We start from the raw sequence: 17446 nt of genomic DNA, 5'->3' as shown, positions 1-17446 counted from the left end.
TCCCCACAAGGGGCAGGAGAGAGCGTCGCTCCGCCGAAGTGGAATATCGTAGGCTCTACGGCTGCGCCTGGGCCGCCGTAGATTCGCGCAGGACGAGGCGGGTGGAAAACAGCTTCCGGGCGAGGTCGTCCGGCGGGCGCGTGCCCTCGATCACCGCCACCAGCGTCGCGAAGGCGAAGCGCACCATGTCGAGGGTCGGCACCGCGATCGAGGTCAGGCTCGGGATCGCGTAGGCGCCCTGGGCGACGTTGTCGAAGCCCACGACGCGGATCTCGCCGGGCACACGCACACCCCGGTCGTGCAGCGCCTTCAGCACCCCGAACGCCACCCGGTCGTTGGCCGCCACGATCGCGTCCGGGCGGGCCGGGCGGTCGAGCAGGGCGAGCGCCGCCCGGTAGCCGCCCGCGGCGGTCCAGTCGCACGCCACCACCAGATCCGCGCGCAGGGGCAGATCCGCCTCCGCCAGGGCGTCCCGATAGCCCCGGAGCCGTTCGGCCGCACGCGCGCCCCCGAGGAAGCCGATCGCACGGCTGCCGGTCCGCGCGAGATAGGTGACGGCCTCGTGGATTGCGTCGCGGTCGGCCCGCGCGGCGCAATGCGTGCCCGGCACGTCGAGGCCGAATACCACGAACGGGACGCGCTTGGCCTGCAGCAGCGCGATCAGCGGATCATCCCGCCGCTCGGCGAAAACCACCAAGCCGTCGACCCGGGCCTCGCTCACGAGGCTCGCGATCCGGGCCATGCTCTCCGGGTCGTCGCTGCGGCAGCGCCGGAGGATCAGCGTGTAGCCGTGCTGGTCGGTCACCTGCGCGAAGGTCTGCAGAACAAGGCCCTGGTCCTCCTCCGGCGCCGGATCCGGCCCGTCATCGGCGGTCTCAGCGCCTAAGCAGGACACGCAGGCGATGCTGCGGCTCGGCTTCTTGCGCAGGGCGCGGGCCGCGAGACTCGGCACAAAATCGAGGTCGCGCATGGCCGCCTCGATGGTCACGCGGGTGGTGCGGGCGACCTTCTCGGGGTGGTTCAGGACCAGCGACACCGTCTGGAAGCTGAAGCCGGCCCGCCGTGCGACGTCCTTGATCGTCGTCTGGCCCATCGTCACCTCCGGCCGGGCGGCGCCCCGGAGGATCCTGCTTCGCCCGTCTCATTCAGTCTAGAACCAGGCGGATCCGAGATAAAGCCGCACGGATACGCGTCCATATTTCTGGATACGGAGATATTCCGACCTGTCGAGGCCGGAAACCGGACCACAACTCAACAAGAAGCCCGCCGCGGCCGGGCCGGGCGGGCTGAAGGTGATCTCGTCTCGGAGTACGCTGCCATCGTAGGGGGCGTGGGACCGCGGCGCATCCCTCATCCGGGTGAGGCCGGCACACGATCCTGCGATCAGGCAGACCCGGTGTGGGAGTCCGGGTTTCCAGAGGGCTTTGCCCTTTGGTGGGTTGTCAGGGCAAAGCCCTGACGGATTCCCGGGCTCTGCCCTGGACCCGCGAAAGGGCTCGCCCTTTCGAAACCAGGACGTGCGATGCGGAACATCTGGCGCGCTCTACGGAGCCGATCCGGACGGAGGCGGCGCGTAGCGGCGAACCATGGCGGCGCAGAAGTCCGCATACTCGGCCCGGACCAGCGGCGCGCTGGTGTGATGGGGTGAGATCCCCCGGTGTTCCGGCGTGAAGCAGAAGGTGACGGTGACGTCGAAATCCTTCAGCGCCTCCATCTGCCGGTCGAACCAGTCGAGCGCCCCCGGGCGGAAGCTGTCGGCCCAGGACAGGCCGGTGCGCAGGTAGCGCACGCCGAGCCGCTTCATCCACGCCACCGCCTCGTCGAGCCGGTGATCCTCGAAATGGAACCACTGGCACAGGCCAATCTCGGGCGTATGGCGGGCGAAGCTCTCCAGGGCGATCTTCGGGGTGCCGTCCTGGCGGAGCAGGCCCATGTGGAAGTGCCGGTAATAGGAGGAGCCCTCGGCCTCCTTGTGGCGGGTGGTGGCCTCCCATTCCCGCGGCAGGTCGTAGAGGCTGTACCAGTGGATCCGCGGCGCCCGGCCGGAAAGCAGCTCCAGGGTCCGGCGCAGGCCCCAATCCTGCACCTCCTCGGCGCCGAAGGTCGAGACGCCAACCTCCGAGACCCAGACCGGCAGGTCCGTGACGGCGCGGATTTCCTCCAGCTTGGCCGGCCAGTCGTGGATCGACCACAGGTTCCAGTCGAGGGGGAAGCCGTGCACTGCCACCGCGTCGACGGCGTCGAGAACGCCCCGGGCCTCCATGTTGCGGATGAAGACCGGGTCGATCGGCGAGATGCCGCCGAGCACGCGGATCAGGTGCGGATTGGTGTCCCGGATCGCGTGGCCCGCAGCCTTGGCCATCTCGGCGAAGAGCAGCCAGTCGGGGTCGATCTCAGGATCCCAGTGCGACTTGTTGTTGGGCTCGTTCCAGAGCATCACCGAGTCGATCATCGCGTTCCCCCGCGCGCTTCGCGTTTTGACCGCACCGGATATTCGGCCCCCACGCCGTAGGGGACCGGCGCGGCCCGGCAGAGATAGACCTCGGCCTCGGGCTGGGCCTCGATGCGAAACCCGCTCGCCCGCAGCATCGCCTCGATGCCCGCCCGGTTGGGGATCCACCAGTTGGTCCAGTCGTGCGCGTAAGCATGCTCGACGAAGTGCATCCGCGGGTAACCGGGGCGCTCGAACTGGTCCATGTCCCAGAAGTCGTAATCCGCGGCGACCGGCTCGACCGCCCGGCTGCCGCGCAGCATCGACTGGAACACCAGGAGATCGTCGGCCACGTGCTCGCGGATCAGGTCGAGGGCGAGCAGTGGGTGGCGCAGGTGGTAGAGCACCCCCATGAACAGCACGATGTCGAACCGTTCGCCGAGCGCACCCACGTCGTAGACGGACAGGTTGCGGAACTCGATGTCGTGCCCGAGATGAGCCGCGGCGAAGCGGGCCTGGGCGAGGTAGCGGTCGTCGGAATCGAGGCCGAGCACCCGGGCGGCGCCGCGCCGCTTCATCTCGATGGCATAGAAGCCGCCGTTGCAGCCGATATCGAGGACGCTCTTGCCGGTGAGGTCGGCGGGGATCGCGGCGGCGAACAGGCGCCATTTCACGTTCGGGTAGTCGCCGAGGAAATGGTCCGGGGCGGTCCAGACACCCTGACCGAGGTCGATGTTGTGGAACCAGGGGCCGAGGGCGTCGGCCTGCCGGCGGAGTTCGGCAGCCGTCATGGCGCGGTCCGTTCGTTGAGCGATACGACCCGGCCTCCACCAGGCCAGAGAGCGAGTTCGCTGCACGAGGCCGGGTCCACGACGATGCGGTCGTAGGCGTCGAGGCCGAGGCCGAGGCGCTTGAGGAGCGCGGCCCGGATCACGTCGCCGTGGCTCACCAGGATGACGGGGGGCCCGTCTTCCGCGAAGCGATCGAGGATCCGGAGGATGCGCCCCTGCGCCTCCGCCATGCCCTCGCCCTCCGGCGGGCGGGCCGTGGCGCGGGCCGTGTTCCAGGCGGCCCAATCGGGATCGTCCGCCAAGGCGTCGAAGCTCCGGCCGGTCCAGGCGCCGAAATCGATCTCGTCGAGGCCGGGCTCGGTCTCGACCGTGAGGCCGAGGGCGGCGGCGATCGGGGCGGCGGTCTCGGCGGTGCGCTCCCGCGGGCTCGCCAGCAGGGTGCCGGCGCCGCTCCCGGCGAGGCGGCGGGCGAGGGCGTCCGCCTCGGCGCGGCCGGTCGCGCTCAGGGCGACGCCCGGCATGCGCCCGCACAGGATCCGGCCCAGCCGGTCATGGCTGGCGTGGCGCACGAGAAAGACCCGCCTCATGTGGCAACAGGGCAAGCTGGAGGCCGCACGTGCACCCCCTCGCCCCGCACGCGGGGAGAGGGCTTCCTGCCCCCTTGCCGGGGCGGGAAGCGAGGCGGCAGCCGAAGGTGAGGGGGCGATTCAGGCTGAGCCTCTTCCGGACTCGCCCCCTCACCGCCGCTCCGGCTACGCCTCCGCTCCCCACAGGCACGACAGGGTGCCTGTGGGCCTCTCCCCGCGTGCGGGGAGAGGAGAGGCCCGCTCCAGCGATCGGAGACAGCCATCACACCCCCTCGCCCGCCACGAAGCGCAGGGTCCGCTCCCGGGCCTCCGCGTCGGTGAACTGCCGGGGCGGAGACTTCATGAAGTAGCTCGACGGCCCCTCCAGCGGGCCGCCGAGCCCCCGGTCGAGGGCGAGGCGCGCGCAGCGCACCGCATCGATCACGATCCCGGCCGAGTTCGGCGAATCCCACACTTCGAGCTTCAGCTCGATGTTGAGCGGCGCGCCGCCGAAGGCCGTGCCCTCCAGCCGGATATGGGCCCATTTCCGGTCGGTCAGCCACGGAACGTGGTCGCTCGGACCGACATGGACATCGCCGGGCGCGAGCGGTGCGTCGAGCTGGCTCGTCACCGCCCGGGTCTTGGAAAGCTTCTTCGATTCCAGCCGCTCGCGCTCCAGCATGTTCAGGAAGTCGGCATTGCCGCCGAAATTGAGCTGGTAGGTCCGGTCGAGCCGCACCCCGCGCTCGCGCATCAGGTTGGCCAGCACCCGGTGCACGATGGTGGCGCCGACCTGGCTCTTGATGTCGTCCCCGATGATCGGAAGCCCCTTCGCGGCGAAGCGGCCCGCCCAGTCGGGGTTCGACGCGATGAAGACCGGGATGCAGTTCACGAAGGCGCAGCCGGCCTGGAGCGCGCATTCGGCGTAGAACTCGGTCGCTCCTTGAGAGCCCACCGGCAGGTAGGAGACCAGCACCTGCGTGCCGGTGCGGCGCAACTCGGCCGCTACGTCCGCCACCGGCGCGGAGGATTCCGCGACCACGCCCTCGAGATAGCGCCCGATCCCGTCGAGCGTCGGCCCGCGTCGGACCGTGACGCCGGTCTCCGGCACCGCGGCGAAGCGCAGCGTGTTGTTGGGCTCGGCCAGGATCGCCTCGCCGAGGTCGCGCCCGACCTTGGCGGCGGCGACGTCGAAGGCGGCGACCACCGCCACATCCCCCACCCGGTAGCCGCCGAGATCCGGCGACATCAGGCCCGGCACGGGTTCGCCAGGGGCGGCGTCGCGGTAATGGTGCAGCCCCTGCACGAAGGACGACGCGCAGTTACCGATTCCGACGAGGCCGACGCGGATGGGAGCGGCGGCCATCAGCGCCTCGGCCGCCCGGGGCGTGGCTCAGCCGGCGACAACGGCGTGCTCCTCGATCTCTGGGAGCGCCCGGCGCGGGGCGATCTCGCGGGAGAACCACGCGATCGTCGCCTCCAACCCCTCCTCCAGGGCCACCCGGGGCGACCAGCCCAGCAGGGTCTCGGCCCGGGTGATGTCGGGGCGGCGGCGCTGGGGATCGTCCACGGGCAGCGGCCGGCGCACGATCCGCGACGGCGTCCCGGTCATCCGCACCACGCGGTCGACCAGCTCGCCGACGGTCATCTCGTGGGGGTTGCCGAGATTGACCGGCCCGTCGAGGGGGGTCTCGGACGCCATCAGCCGGAGAAGGCCGTCCACGAGGTCGCTGACGTAGCAGAAGGAGCGGGTCTGCTCACCGTTGCCGTAGACCGTGATGTCGTCCCCCGCGAGCGCTTGGCAGATCACGTTGGAAACGACCCGGCCGTCATCGGCGCGCATCCGCGGTCCGTAGGTGTTGAAGATCCGGGCGACGCGGATATCGAGGCCGTGCCGGCGCTCGAAATCGAAGGTCAGGGTCTCGGCGGAACGCTTGCCCTCGTCGTAGCAGGCCCGCGGCCCGGTGGGGTTCACGTTGCCCCAGTAGGATTCCTGCTGCGGGTGCCGCTCCGGATCGCCGTAGACCTCGCTGGTCGAGGCCTGGAGGAAGCGGGCACCCGTATCCCGGGCGATCTCCAGCAGCCGGCTGGTGCCGAGCACGCTGGTCATCATCGTGTGGACCGGGTCGGCCTGATAATGCGGCGGCGAGGCCGCGCAGGCGAGGTTGAACACCCAGGCGGCCTTCGGCAGGGCCGGCAGCGGCTCGGTCACGTCCGCCTCCACGAAGTCGAAGCGCGGCTCGCGAGCGAGATGGGCGAGGTTCGACCGCCGCCCGGTCAGCAGGCTGTCCACGCAGGTGACGCGGGCCCCCTCGGCGAGGAGCGCGTCGATCAGATGGGAGCCGATGAACCCGGCACCGCCGGCGACGAGGACTCGGATACCGCTCCTGCTTCCCACCATCATTCTCCCGAGTGCCTGAAGTGCCCTGATGCCGGACCGGATACCGGCCCGGCGTCGAAGCCCGCGTCAAAACAAGGACGTCGATGCGTGACCGGTGCGCACGCGATCGGGCGCGCGCCGTACGGCCACCTCACCGAGATAGCGCTCAAGTTCCGCGGCGCGGGCAGCGGCGGTGTGCCGCGCGAGGATCGCCGCGCGGGCTGCCATACCCAGCCGCCGCCGCTCGGCCTCGGATTGCCCGCCCAGGATGGCGAGGACGTCGTCCGGACCATCGGGCAGCAGGATCTCGAACTCCGGCACGAGCAGCGTGTCGAGCCCGTCCCAGCGGTCGGAGAGGATCGGCGTGCCGCAGGCGCCGGCCTCGAACAGGCGCACGCTCGGGCTCCAGCCGGCCCGGACCATGTCGGCCCGGGTGACGTTCAGGGTGTAGCGGCTCGCCGCGTAGAAATCGGGGTGCCGGTCGGGGGGCAGGTGCTCGATCCGCTCCACGTTGGCGGGCCAGTCGATCCCGGCCGGATATTGCGGGCCGGCCACCGCGAAGCGCAGATCGGGCGCGCGCCGGGCCGGCTCGATCAGCAGGCGCTCCAGCGTGGGCTGCCGGTCGGGGCTGTAGGTCCCGAGATAGGAGAGGTCGTAGCGGGCCGGGCGGTCGAGGGCCGGGTAGGCCTCGGGATCGACCGAGCAGTAGAGGGCCCTAGCAGCGGGCGCGCCGTAGGCCCGCTCCAGGCGCCGCAGGGTCGGGCCGCCCGTGAAGGACAGGTAGAGGTCGTAATCAGCGATCTGCTCGGCCGCGAGATACGCGCAGGTGCCGGCCTCCAGCGTCGCCAGGGTGACCGGCGTGTCGATGTCGTAGAAGGCGGTGACGCCCCGCGCCCAGCCGCGCACCCGGGCGCCCACCGCGATGCCGTCGGGCACGTAGGAGCCGACGATCACGGCGTCCGCCCCGGCGATCGCGGCGCTGTGGCCGTCGAGCCCGTCGAGGTCGGCGTAGAGGGCGAGGTCGCAGAAATCGGGATCCGGCAGGTCGCGGTGGGCGGCGTACCAGGGCACGTCGCGCTCCAGGAACAGCACGGCGTGGCCGCGGGCCGCGAAGGCCTTGAGCAGCGCCCGGTAGGTGGTCGCGTGGCCGTTCCCCCAGGAGGAGGACAGGCTCAAGCCCAGGACGACCAGGCGCATCGGGGCCGCGCTCACGCGACGCTCCGCTGGTTGGCGTCCGCCTTGCGGGCCGCCTCTGCCCGCAGGATCGCGTCGACCTCCACGGCCCGGCGCGCATAGGTGTGCTCGGCCACGATCCGACGGCGGGCGGCCTCACCGATGGCGCGGGCGCGCTCCGGAGTCAGCGCCGCGACGTGGTCGGCCACGTCGCGTCCGTCCCGGGCGACCAGCACCTCGGTGCCCTCGTCGAGGAAAAGGCCCAGGCCCTCCCAGGCGTCGGTGATCAGGCAGGCGCCGGCGCCGGCCGCCTCGAACACCCGGGTGGCGGGGGAGAAGCCTACCGCCGCCATGCTGTCGCGGGCGATGTTGAGGACGGCGAGCGGCGTCGTGTTGAAGGCGTTGTGCTCGCGCGTGTAGACGTGGCCGAGATGCCGGACGTTCAGCGGCAGGCCGCGGCTCTCCCAGCCATTGCCGCCGATGAGGAAGCTCCGCTCCGGCAGCCGGGCCGCCGCCGCGAGGAAGAACTTTTCGACCCGCGCCTCGCGATCCGGCAGGCGGTTGCCCAGGAAGGCGAGGTCGGCGGCAAAGCGCGGCTCCGGCGGGACCGGGAAATGGGTGTCCGGGTCGAGCGCGTTGTAGATCGGGATGCAGGCCCGGGCGCCGAACCCCTCGTAGGCCGAGACCACCGGCGGGCCGCCGCCATAGGTCAGCACGAGGTCGAGATCGGGCAGGGCGCGGCGGAGCGCGTGGCCGGGGTCGGCGCGCATCTCGGCGAGCGTCGCCGGGGCATCCACGTCCCAGAAGATCCGCAAAGCCTCCGGGCGGGACGCCGCGATGATCCCGTCAAGCAATTCGTCGTCGAACACGCCGACGCCGCTCGCCTTCACCACCACGTCGGCCTGCGCCGCCTCGGCGATGACGGCACGGGCGGCCTCGACGGTCGCCGGGTAGACCTTGACCGCCGCATAGGGCGGGGGCTCGATGTCCCGGTGCTGCTGCCGGTCGAAGGCGTCGGGCTCGTAGAAGGTGATCGTGTGGCCGTGCCGCGCCAGGGCGGCGAGCATGCCGCGGTAGTAGGTGGCGGCGCCGTTCCAGTAGGAGGACAGTAGGGAGGAGCCGTAGAAGGCGATTCTCATGCGGTGGCCTCCAGGGTGGCGGGCGCCCGCAGGCTTTCGGCGATGGTGAGCAGTTCCTCGGCGCGGTGCGCGCAGGTGTGGCGTGCCCGGATCGTGGCGAGGCCGGAGGCCGCGAGGGCCTGCCGCAGGCCGGCATCCGCCTGAAGGGCGCGCAGGTGGCCCTCCATATCGGCGCCGGTGCGGGCGACGAGGTAATCCCGACCCGGCCGGAACAGGCTCTCGGAATCATCCCAGGGGGCGCAGACCAGGGGGATGCCGCAGGCGAGCGCCTCGAACACCCGGATCGTCGGGATGCCGGGCAGGCGCTCGACGTAGAAGCGCCGGGGCACGTGGACCGTCGCCAGATGGCGGGCGAACAGGCCGGGCGCCGCCGCATTCGCCGCCCAGCCGTGATAGCGGGCGCCAGTGCGCTTCAGCGTCGCGAGGGCCGCCGCGGGGTAGCGCACGCCGTAGATGTCCAGCGGCAGGCCGACCTGCGCGGCCGGGCGGAACAGATAGGTCTCGAGCTCGGCGCTGCGCTCGTCATCGCCCCAATTGCCGATCCAGATCAGGCCGGCGCGGGCCGGACTGCGCGCGCTCCCTCCCCCCTCTGCGGGGGAGGGTGGCCCCCGAAGGGGGTCGGGAGAGGGGAGCGACGGCGCAGAAAATGGTTCGGCCTGCACGTCGGGCGAGCCTCTGCTTGAAACGTCGCTCCCCTCTCCCCCCCTGCTTCGCAGGGTACCCTCCCCCGCAGAGGGGGGAGGGAGGGTGTGTGTCAGATCCGGAAGCTCATCGGCGGGCGGCCGGAACAGGCGCGTGTCGGCTGCCTCGTGCCAGACGAAGGCGCGGCGGCCCCAGCCTTGCGCCCGGTAGACGGCGGCGAGCGTCTCGCCGAAGGCGAGCACGCCGTCGTAGCCGGAGAGGTTGAAGCGCTCCATCTCCTCCGGGGCGCTCACCGCCCGGTGGTGCGTGTCGTGGAACAGGAGCGTGTAGCGCGCCCCGCGGCGCCGGGCGGCGCCGAGCGCCGCCACCAGGGCCGGCTCGCTCCACTCGTGGACCAGCACGAGGTCGCTGTCGGACACGCGCTCGACCACCGCATCGATGGCGGCGTAGCGCGCGGAGGCGAGCTCCGGATAGGCCGACTGGTAGGCGTCGAGCCCGGCCTCGCCGTGGTCGCGCAGGAGGTTTTCGAGGCTCCAGGCCCCCTCGGGCTCGTAGGCGGCGACGGCGTGGCCGCTTGCCATGAGTTCGCGCAGGACGCCGCGCAGGAAATGCGCGTTGCCGTGGTTCCAGCATGAAGCCAGCGAGTGGGTGAAGTAGGCGATCCTCATGCGGCGGCTCCGCCGAGCCGCGCCGGCGCCCCGGCGAGGAGGCCGTGCAGCACGCCGAGCACGCCCTCGGTCATGGCCTCGGTTCCGTAGCGGGCGGCGCGCTGTGCAGCGGCTTGGCCGGCGGCTTCGCGCCAGGCGGGATCGTCCAGGAGGCGCTGCACGGCCTCGGCCGCAGCCTCATCGTCGTTCGCGCCCACGAAGGCGGCGGCGCCGTCCCACAATTCGCGAAAACTCGGGATGTCGGAGAGCACCAAGGCGCAGCCCGCGGCGGCGGCCTCCAGCACCGCGAGGCCGAACGGCTCGTAGCGGGCGAGCGACACGAAGACCGGCCGGCCGGCGAGTTCGGCAGCGATGCCCACCTCGTCGAGCCGCCCGAGGCGGTGGAGATGGCGTGTCTCGACCCGGGCGCCGTTCGGCCCCTCCACCGAGCCGGCGGCCCGCAGCGGCGCCGACAGGCGGCCGGCGAGACGGTCGAGGGCGGCGGCGTTCTTGGCCCGGTCCCAGAGGCGGCCGGCCGTGAAGGCATGCGGTGCCAGAGCCCGGGGCGGCAGGCCGCTGAGACTACGCCCGTTGCGGACGACCGCCGGCGGCTGCACGAGGCCGCAGACCCGGGCGGTGGCGAGCGCATGCGCCCGAGTCGGCGCCAGCAGGGCGTCGGCGGCGCGGCAGCCCCGGGCGGTGAGGTCGTGGCGCCACGCGAGGTCGGGGGGCAGGGGGCCGGTCTCGACCGCATCCCACCAAGTCGCCACGCAGGAATGGCAGACGGCCGCCACCGGCAGGGGATAGTCGGCGAGCGCCAGGGCAGGGCTGTGCAGGTGGACGAGATCCGCCCCGATGCTCCGGGCCAGCTCCGCCAGCGCCCGCGCGGCGTCCAGCACGGCCTCCGGCGTCTCGGCGGTCCAGTCGAGGGGCAGGCCGGTGGCGACGATGCGCGCGCCGGTGGCCCCTTCGGCCGCCGCGATCCGCGCCCCGGAGGGCGCAGGTCCCAGGATCGCCACCGTCACCGTCAGGCCTCGGCCGACCAGCCCGGCGGCGAGGTCGAGGCTGTATTGCCAGACGCCGCCCACCGCATCCGCGCTGATCAGGACGTGCGGCGCCGAGGTTCGGGACGGGTTCAGCGGCACCCGCATGCGGCCTCCAGCTCGGGGAGGGGGAGGGGGCGCTCGTCTTGGATGTCGCTGAACTGCGTGAACTGGCCGAGATAATGGGCGTGCGCCCGCTCCCAGGCCCGGTCGTCGGGCGCGCCCCAGAGGCGGCGGTAATCGGGGGAGCTCGGATAGGGGTAGAGCGGCACCGGATCGTTCGCCCAGACGCCCTGGCCGCGCAGGCGGTCGCGCCACGCGGCCACGAGGTCGGGATCGTCGCCCGCCACCGCGATCAGGTTCGCCTGCACGAACGGCACCGTGCGGCGGGCGTGGATCAGGCGCTCGGCGAGGTCGTCGGTCGAGGCGCGGCACTTCTTGTCGAGGGCGGCGCGGCCCTCCTCGGTCAGGCTCTCGATCCCGGCCTCGATGGAGACGCAGCCCGCGGCCCCGAGGAGATCGAGCAGGTCGGGCTTCCACAGGTCGATCCGGGTCTGGATCCCGAAGCGGATGTTGCGCGCGACCAGCGCCTCCAGCAGCGGCTTCTGCGGCAGAAAAATCTCGTCGACGAAGTAGACATAGGTGACGCCCTGCGCGATCAGCCCGTCGATCTCGTCGAGGACGATCCCAAGATCCCGCCGCCGATAGGCATCGCGAAAATCGATCTTGGCGCAGAACGAGCAGGTGTAGGGGCAGCCGCGCGAGGCCTCGACCTCGGCACCCGGGCCGTCCGGCGCGGCGTCGAACCGGTGGTGGTGGTGCCTGTGCCGGGCGATCCAATGGTCCGGCCAGCGCAGGGCCGGCAGGTCGGTGAAGCGGCCGGCCTGGGGCGGACCGGTCACCGCAGCGGTCTCGCCGTCGCGGAAGGCGAGGCCGGGGACGGCGCGCAGGGTTTCCGGGCGCAGGTCGGGCAGGCCCGCGAGGCGGGCGACGACCTCCTCGCACTCGCCGCGCACGACGATATCACAGCCGAGCTTGTCGAGGACGGGCCGCGGCGTCGCGGAGCCATGGGGGCCGACCGCCACGGTGGCCCCGCCCCGGCCCGCCAGGGTGTCGAGGAACAGGCGGGGCACCCGCAGCTCCGGGGGGGCGCAGCGCCAGAACAGGTAGGTGGGGGCGGTCGCCACCACGGTCATGGCGGGCGCGAAGGCGGCCACGCGGTCGGCGGCAACTTCGGCGGTGAGGCCTTCCAGATGCGCGTCGACCAGCAGGGTCTCGTGGCCGGCCGCCGCTAACAGCGCGGCGGAATAGCCGAGCTCCAGCGGCAGGTGCGGCTCGCGGCAGCCGAAATAGATGCTGTTGCGGTAGTCCCAGGGCGGGTTGACGAGCGCGACCCTCATGCCGCCGCTCCCGCGATCGGGGCAGCGCCCGGCTGCGCGCGTTCGGCCGCGAGCCAGGCGGCGAGGTCGGCGACGCCGTCGCGCCAGCTCATGAAAGGCGCGAGCCCGAGGGTCTCGAAGGCCCGGCGCGTGTCGGAGACGTAGTAACGCTGGTCCCCCGGCCGCCAATCCTGGACGCTGCGCGCCACCGGGCGCCCCAGCAGGGCGCCGACATGGTCGAGGAGCTGCAGCAGGCTCACGGCGTTGCCGGGGCCGCCGCCGATGTTGAAGGCGCGGCCGGCCGCGGCGTCGATGCGGGCGAGCGCCGCCCGGTAGACCGCCACCACGTCGCGCACGTGCAGGATGTCACGCACTTGCCGGCCGTCGCCATAGAGCGTGACCGGCTCGCCAGCGAGCGCGCGGATCAGGAAGTGGGCGACCCAGCCCTGATCCTCGTTGCCCATCTGGCGGGGGCCGTAGATGCAGCTCATCCGCATCACCGCCGCCGGCAGGCCGAAGCTGCGGGCATAGTCGAGCACGTACTGGTCCGCCGCGCCCTTGGAGCAGCCGTAGGGCGTGTGGAAGTCGAGCGGCCGCGCCTCGCCGATGCCGCGCTGGCGCAGATCCGGATCGGCCGGCAGATAGGCGTCGCCGACCGCCTCCAGGGCGATGTCGGGCAGGTCGCCGTAGACCTTGTTGGTCGAGGCGTAGAGCAGGGGCACCGGCCGCGAGAGGGCCCGCAGGGCCTCCAGCAGGTTCACGGTGCCGAGGAGGTTGATCTCCATGTCGGCCCGGGGCGCTACGAGGCTCGTCGTCACCGCGACCTGAGCGGCGAAGTGGAACACCGCGCCCGCCTCCGCCACCGCCCGGGCGAGTTCTTCGGCGTCCCGGATGTCGGCGACGATTGGGGTGATCCGGCTGCCGTGGCGCCGGCGCAGCCAATCGAGATTGGCGGCGACGCCCGGACGCGACAGGGCGTCGTAGACGATCACGGCGTGGCCGTCGGCCGCGAGGCTGTCGGACAGGTTGGCGCCGATGAAGCCGGCGCCGCCCGTGACGAGGATCGGCCGCCCGCTCACGCGACGAGCCCGCGCGCTTCGAGCTCGCGCCGCGCCTCAGCGACCCGGTCGATGGCCTGCTGCTCGGCCACCCAGGCGGCGAGCTCGGCGAGCCCCTCGGCGAAGTCGCGGCGCGGCGCGTAGCCGAGTTCCCGCCGGATCTTGCCGATATCGGCGATGCAGTGGCGGATGTCGCCGAGCCGCGCCTGGCCGGTCACCTCCGGCTCGATCGCTTCGCGGCCCATGGCGCGGGCGAGCAGCTGGGCGACCTCGCGGACCGTCCGGTCCTCGCCGCTGCCGACATTGTAGACCTGACCGGCGGCGGCCGGGTGCTCCAAAGCGAGCGCGAAGGCCTGGGCGACGTCCTCGACATGGACGAAGTCGCGCCGCTGCTCGCCGTCCTCGAAGATCATCGGCGGCTGGCCGTTGAGGAGGCGGGCCGCGAAGATCGCCAGCACGCCGGTATAGGGGTTCGAGAGGGCCTGGCCCGGGCCGTAGGCGTTCCACAGGCGGAGCGCCACGCCCTCCATCCCGTAGGCGGGGGCGAGCGTCAGCGTCAGGCGCTCCTGCATGTACTTGGTCAGCGCGTAGACCGAGGCCAAAGCCGGGCGCTTGGTCTCCGGCGTCGGGATCGGCCGCATCGGCTGCCCCTGTGCGTCGAGGGGGTCCCAGGGCTCGCCGGGCCGGCGCAGGCGGCGGACCACCTCCTCGGCGGTGCCGCCATCGGCGGTGCGGTACAGCCCCTCGCCGTAGATGCTCATTGAGGAGGCCACCACCACCCGCTTCACCGGGGCCTCGATCAGCTGCTGGAACAGCACCGCCGTGCCGCAATCGTTGACCGAGACGTAGCGCTCCACCGCGTACATGCTCTGGCCGACGCCGACCTCGGCGGCGAGGTGCACGACCCGGTCGATGCCGCGCAGCGCGCGGGCCACCGCATCCCCGTCGCGGACGTCTCCGGCCTGGAACTCGACCTCCGGCGGCAGGGCCTCGGCGCCGCCCGTGTGGCCACCCTTGCCGTTGCCGTGAACCTGCTCGATCAGGCTGTCGAGCACCCGGACATGATAGCCGCGGCGCAGCAGCTCGGCGGAGAGATGGCGGCCGATGAAGCCGGCACCACCGGTAATAAGCACGGATTCCGGCACGAGGCGTGAAATTCCCCTGCAGAGACTTCAATCTATGTAGATCAGGAATCCGTTCTCGCTGAAACAACGCAGGTTAAATTCCACATTCGCACGGCGAACAGCCGGACTTTAATGCCAAGCTGGCGAAAACCGCGGGCAACTTCCGAGCGCCGGTGGAAAATCTCGGCCTGACGAGCCGTCTCATCTGGACGCAATCGAATGCCGCTCCAGACACGCACAAGGCCGACTGCTCTCAAGTAAAATTGACGCCCACCGCTTGCTACACTTCAAACGTGCAGGTCGGCCCCGCAGCGGAGAAAATAATCAAACGACACGCTTTGGCTTCCGGTGGCGGGGATGAGGATCATGTCCAAGAATGCAACCGCCGCGGAGCTATTCCGCCGACCCGGCCCGTGCGGGACGGGCCGCGGCATCCACGAGCGTCCCGAGCCCAGCGCGCACCGTCACCGGAAGCGGCAGGCGGTGGATGAGGGGCGACGGCACCTCGCGCATCTGACTGGGGCGGCTCACCGCGTATCGGGTCGGATCTCGATGCCGCTTGGGCTGGCCTGCAGCTGTCTGCGACCCGCTACGGCCCCTGTTGCGGTCTCATTGACTTCGGCAAGGCCCGCTTCGCCGACCGCCTGCTGCGCGCACGATGATGGCGCATGAGACCGGAGGAGGACGAACGGGTTTTCAGCCCCCGAAGGCTCGCGGCGGCAGCCCGACCACGCCGACATCGAGTTCGAACAAGGCCCCGGCCTCCGGCACGCCCTCGGCCCCCCGCGAAGCCGAAGTGACGAACAGGCGGTTCAGACCTTCGCCCGCGAAGGCGCAACTCGTGATGTTGGGGGCGGGCAGCGCGACCGCCCGCATCAGGCGTCCCTCGGGATCCACCCGGCTGATCCGGCTGCCGCCCCAATGGGCGATCCAGAGGCAGCCCTCCGCATCGGTGGTCATTCCGTCGGGCCAGCCCCAGTCGTCCGGGAAGCGCAGGAACGGCCGCTTGCCCGAGAGCGTCCCATCCGCGGCGAGGTCGAAGGCGTAGACCGTCCGGGCGGCACTGTCGCTGTGATAGATGATCCGGCCGTCGAGGCTGAAGGTCGGCCCGTTGGCGACCCCATATTCGCCGTCCATCCGCTGCCAGGTCAGGTCGGGGTCGAGGCGGTGCAGGGAGCCCGAGACCGCGGTCTCGGCCTGATGCATGCTGCCGGCCCAGATCCGGCCCGCGCTATCGACCTTGGCGTCGTTCAGACGGTTATCGGGGTGGTCGGGCTCCGGATCGCCGATCGGCACGATGCGGTCGGCCTCCAGATCGTAGGTCGCGAAGCCGCTCTTGAGCCCGACGATGAAGTCCCGCCGGCCGGCCCGGGGGATGATCCAGCCCAAAGGCTCCGGGAAGGACAGCCGGCCGGTCTCGCCACTGGCGAAGTCGAGCCAGTTCAGGGCCGGGGCCTCGATATCGACCCAGAACAGCGTGCCCCGCTCCGGCACCCAGATCGGGCCCTCGCCGAGCCGGTCGCGCCCGATCTGGCTTCCGGAACGGGCGACGATGCGGATCCCTGCATCCATGGCATCGCCCTCCGGTCAGGCCGCGCGCGGGGCCCGGCAGCCCCAGACGGCGTAGAACAGCACGTAGAGTTCGCAGGCCGCGGTGATCAGGAAGGAGTGCTGCAGCCCGAACCGGTCCGCCGCCCAGCCCTGCACCACCACCAGGGAGCCGCCCGCGATCGCCATGATCAGCAGCCCCGCACCCTTCTCGGTGAGCGGCCCGAGGCCGCGGATGCCGAGGGTGAAGATCGTCGGGAACATGATCGCGTGGAACAGCCCCACCGAGATCAGCGCCCACATGGCGAGGGGGCCGGTCGTGAAGGCCGCCACCAGCATCACCGCGCAGGCGCCGACCGCCGCCCCGGCGAGCACCGCCTCGGCGGGCCGGCTCTGCATCAGGTAGCTGCCGACGAAGCGGCCGATCATCATCCCGCCCCAGAGCAGGAACAGGTAGTGCGAGGCCTGCGTGTGGGTGAGGTCGCCGATCTCGGGCTGGGACACGAAGCTGATGAACAGGTTCGACACCCCGATCTCGGCGATCAGGTAGATGAAGATCGCCGGCACGCCGAAGACGAGGTTGCGGTGGCGCCAGAGTGACCCACCCGGCGACCCACCCGCGCCCCCGGCCTTGGCGGGCGCCGCGCCCGCTTCGCCGCCGATGGCCGGCAGCGGGAACCGGGCGATCACCACGGCGAGCACGATGAGCACCGCCGCCACGATCAGGTAGGGCAGCTGCACCGACTGCGCGTCGGCCAGCCGCTCGGCGGGGGTGAGGACGGTGCCGGCTGCGGCGTTGCCCGAGGTGGAGCGGCCGAGGATCAGGTAGCCGCCGAACAGCGGCGCCAGGGTGGTGCCCAGCGAGTTGAACGCCTGCACGAGGTTGAGCCGCGCCGAGGCGCTCTCGGCCGGGCCGACCACCGCCACGTAGGGGTTGGCGGCGACCTGCAGCAGGGTGATGCCGCTCGCGATCACGAACAGGGCCGTCAGCGTGATCGCGTAGGAGACCTCACGGGAGGCCAGCACCATCCCGAAGGTGCCGGCCGCCATGATGCCGAGGCCGATCACCAGGGCGCGCTGGTAGCCGACCCGCGCGATCAGCTTCGCCGCCGGGATCGAGGCCACGAAATACGCGATGAACCAGACCGACTCGATCAGCGTGGTCTGCGTGTAGTCGAGGTCGAACACGCTGCGCAGGTGCGGCAGCAGCGTGTTGTTGATCACCGTGATGAAGCCCCACATGAAGAACAGGCTGGCGAGCAGAGACAGGGCCGGGCGGTAACGCCCCTGCTCCTGTGCGGTCGCTGCCGCCGTCCGGCCCACCGCCGGACCGGCACTCGCGATCGGTGCTGCCATCGCGCGTTTCCTCTCCCTCCCGGGCCGCCCGACCAAGGGAACCTTGTTGTCGGTTTCATTTGTCCGAGTATATATCGGATTCACGCAGGTCAACCGCGGTCGCCCGCCGCGAGCCGGCGCACGACCGGCCGGACGGGGCTACCGAGGGGAGGACGCGATGCGGAGAGGC

At 71.6% G+C, this 17446-nt stretch carries 16 protein-coding genes; all 16 read right to left on the bottom strand.

The genetic code is table 11. The features are described 5' to 3' along the window. Nucleotides 1–55 precede the first annotated feature (55 nt). The 16 genes from BLQ49_RS17530 to BLQ49_RS17455 all read right to left on the bottom strand — a co-directional run bounded on the left by BLQ49_RS17530 (nucleotide 56) and on the right by BLQ49_RS17455 (nucleotide 17277). Nucleotides 56–1093, bottom strand: a complete 1038-nt coding sequence (locus BLQ49_RS17530; RefSeq protein WP_091717919.1) for a LacI family DNA-binding transcriptional regulator — start codon at nucleotides 1091–1093, stop codon at nucleotides 56–58. Between the two features lie 450 nt (nucleotides 1094–1543). Beyond that, entirely contained in the window at nucleotides 1544–2452 is a 909-nt protein-coding gene (locus BLQ49_RS17525) for a glycoside hydrolase 5 family protein (RefSeq protein ID WP_091717917.1), read from the bottom strand. Continuing rightward, a complete protein-coding gene (locus tag BLQ49_RS17520; protein ID WP_091717915.1) occupies nucleotides 2449–3222 on the bottom strand; it encodes a TIGR04290 family methyltransferase in 774 nt (257 codons plus the stop codon). The genes BLQ49_RS17525 and BLQ49_RS17520 overlap by 4 nt, the downstream gene beginning before the upstream one ends. Next, on the bottom strand, nucleotides 3219–3809 hold the full coding sequence (locus BLQ49_RS17515; RefSeq protein WP_091717913.1) for a histidine phosphatase family protein: 591 nt from the start codon (nucleotides 3807–3809) through the stop codon (nucleotides 3219–3221). Before BLQ49_RS17515 ends, BLQ49_RS17520 begins: the two co-directional genes overlap by 4 nt. Before the next feature lie 262 nt (nucleotides 3810–4071). Next, nucleotides 4072–5154 carry an inositol-3-phosphate synthase gene (locus BLQ49_RS17510; RefSeq protein WP_091717910.1) on the bottom strand — a complete coding sequence of 361 codons (1083 nt, stop codon included), beginning with the start codon at nucleotides 5152–5154 and terminating at the stop codon, nucleotides 4072–4074. Nucleotides 5155–5181: 27 nt separating this feature from the next. Next, entirely contained in the window at nucleotides 5182–6189 is a 1008-nt protein-coding gene (locus BLQ49_RS17505; protein ID WP_091718070.1) for a UDP-glucuronic acid decarboxylase family protein, read from the bottom strand. A gap of 66 nt (nucleotides 6190–6255) precedes the next feature. Next, entirely contained in the window at nucleotides 6256–7365 is a 1110-nt protein-coding gene (locus BLQ49_RS17500; protein WP_425284012.1) for a CgeB family protein, read from the bottom strand. Nucleotides 7366–7376: 11 nt separating this feature from the next. Then, complete coding sequence (locus BLQ49_RS17495) at nucleotides 7377–8480, bottom strand: CgeB family protein (RefSeq protein WP_091717906.1); 1104 nt, start codon at nucleotides 8478–8480, stop codon at nucleotides 7377–7379. Continuing rightward, nucleotides 8477–9790, bottom strand: coding sequence for a CgeB family protein (locus BLQ49_RS30365; protein WP_244507646.1), 1314 nt, complete (start codon nucleotides 9788–9790; stop codon nucleotides 8477–8479). The genes BLQ49_RS17495 and BLQ49_RS30365 overlap by 4 nt, the downstream gene beginning before the upstream one ends. Next, nucleotides 9787–10920, bottom strand: coding sequence for a glycosyltransferase family 4 protein (locus BLQ49_RS17480; protein ID WP_091717904.1), 1134 nt, complete (start codon nucleotides 10918–10920; stop codon nucleotides 9787–9789). Before BLQ49_RS17480 ends, BLQ49_RS30365 begins: the two co-directional genes overlap by 4 nt. Next, nucleotides 10905–12212 (bottom strand): TIGR04295 family B12-binding domain-containing radical SAM protein, encoded by a 1308-nt coding sequence (locus BLQ49_RS17475; RefSeq protein ID WP_091717902.1) that lies wholly within the window; start codon nucleotides 12210–12212, stop codon nucleotides 10905–10907. The genes BLQ49_RS17480 and BLQ49_RS17475 overlap by 16 nt, the downstream gene beginning before the upstream one ends. Next, nucleotides 12209–13270 (bottom strand): SDR family NAD(P)-dependent oxidoreductase, encoded by a 1062-nt coding sequence (locus BLQ49_RS17470; RefSeq protein WP_091717900.1) that lies wholly within the window; start codon nucleotides 13268–13270, stop codon nucleotides 12209–12211. The genes BLQ49_RS17475 and BLQ49_RS17470 overlap by 4 nt, the downstream gene beginning before the upstream one ends. Further along, entirely contained in the window at nucleotides 13267–14394 is a 1128-nt protein-coding gene (locus BLQ49_RS17465; RefSeq protein ID WP_091717898.1) for an NAD-dependent epimerase/dehydratase family protein, read from the bottom strand. The genes BLQ49_RS17470 and BLQ49_RS17465 overlap by 4 nt, the downstream gene beginning before the upstream one ends. Before the next feature lie 372 nt (nucleotides 14395–14766). Further along, entirely contained in the window at nucleotides 14767–14904 is a 138-nt protein-coding gene (locus BLQ49_RS29750) for a hypothetical protein (RefSeq protein WP_167627727.1), read from the bottom strand. Between the two features lie 165 nt (nucleotides 14905–15069). After that, nucleotides 15070–15945, bottom strand: a complete 876-nt coding sequence (locus BLQ49_RS17460; protein ID WP_091717897.1) for an SMP-30/gluconolactonase/LRE family protein — start codon at nucleotides 15943–15945, stop codon at nucleotides 15070–15072. A 15-nt stretch (nucleotides 15946–15960) separates the two neighbouring features. Continuing rightward, a complete protein-coding gene (locus BLQ49_RS17455; protein ID WP_091717895.1) occupies nucleotides 15961–17277 on the bottom strand; it encodes a sugar MFS transporter in 1317 nt (438 codons plus the stop codon). Between the last annotated feature and the right edge of the window lie 169 nt (nucleotides 17278–17446).

Origin of the sequence: Methylobacterium phyllostachyos, from assembly GCF_900103445.1 — a bacterium.
Lineage (GTDB): Bacteria > Pseudomonadota > Alphaproteobacteria > Rhizobiales > Beijerinckiaceae > Methylobacterium > Methylobacterium phyllostachyos.
Note: the sequence above shows the minus strand (reverse complement) of the source record. Positions and strands in the feature narration are given on the sequence as shown.

What these genes read in the sequence shown, in the direction of transcription:
- BLQ49_RS17525 (WP_091717917.1), bottom strand. Translation starts at nt 2,452, where the DNA reads ATGATCGACTCGGTGATGCTCTGGAACGAGCCCAACAACAAGTCGCAC.
- BLQ49_RS17455 (WP_091717895.1), bottom strand. Translation starts at nt 17,277, where the DNA reads ATGGCAGCACCGATCGCGAGTGCCGGTCCGGCGGTGGGCCGGACGGCG.
- BLQ49_RS17495 (WP_091717906.1), bottom strand. Translation starts at nt 8,480, where the DNA reads ATGAGAATCGCCTTCTACGGCTCCTCCCTACTGTCCTCCTACTGGAAC.
- BLQ49_RS17510 (WP_091717910.1), bottom strand. Translation starts at nt 5,154, where the DNA reads ATGGCCGCCGCTCCCATCCGCGTCGGCCTCGTCGGAATCGGTAACTGC.
- BLQ49_RS17515 (WP_091717913.1), bottom strand. Translation starts at nt 3,809, where the DNA reads ATGAGGCGGGTCTTTCTCGTGCGCCACGCCAGCCATGACCGGCTGGGC.
- BLQ49_RS17530 (WP_091717919.1), bottom strand. Translation starts at nt 1,093, where the DNA reads ATGGGCCAGACGACGATCAAGGACGTCGCACGGCGGGCCGGCTTCAGC.
- BLQ49_RS17475 (WP_091717902.1), bottom strand. Translation starts at nt 12,212, where the DNA reads ATGAGGGTCGCGCTCGTCAACCCGCCCTGGGACTACCGCAACAGCATC.
- BLQ49_RS30365 (WP_244507646.1), bottom strand. Translation starts at nt 9,790, where the DNA reads ATGAGGATCGCCTACTTCACCCACTCGCTGGCTTCATGCTGGAACCAC.
- BLQ49_RS17480 (WP_091717904.1), bottom strand. Translation starts at nt 10,920, where the DNA reads ATGCGGGTGCCGCTGAACCCGTCCCGAACCTCGGCGCCGCACGTCCTG.
- BLQ49_RS17460 (WP_091717897.1), bottom strand. Translation starts at nt 15,945, where the DNA reads ATGGATGCAGGGATCCGCATCGTCGCCCGTTCCGGAAGCCAGATCGGG.
- BLQ49_RS17520 (WP_091717915.1), bottom strand. Translation starts at nt 3,222, where the DNA reads ATGACGGCTGCCGAACTCCGCCGGCAGGCCGACGCCCTCGGCCCCTGG.
- BLQ49_RS17500 (WP_425284012.1), bottom strand. Translation starts at nt 7,365, where the DNA reads ATGCGCCTGGTCGTCCTGGGCTTGAGCCTGTCCTCCTCCTGGGGGAAC.
- BLQ49_RS17505 (WP_091718070.1), bottom strand. Translation starts at nt 6,189, where the DNA reads ATGGTGGGAAGCAGGAGCGGTATCCGAGTCCTCGTCGCCGGCGGTGCC.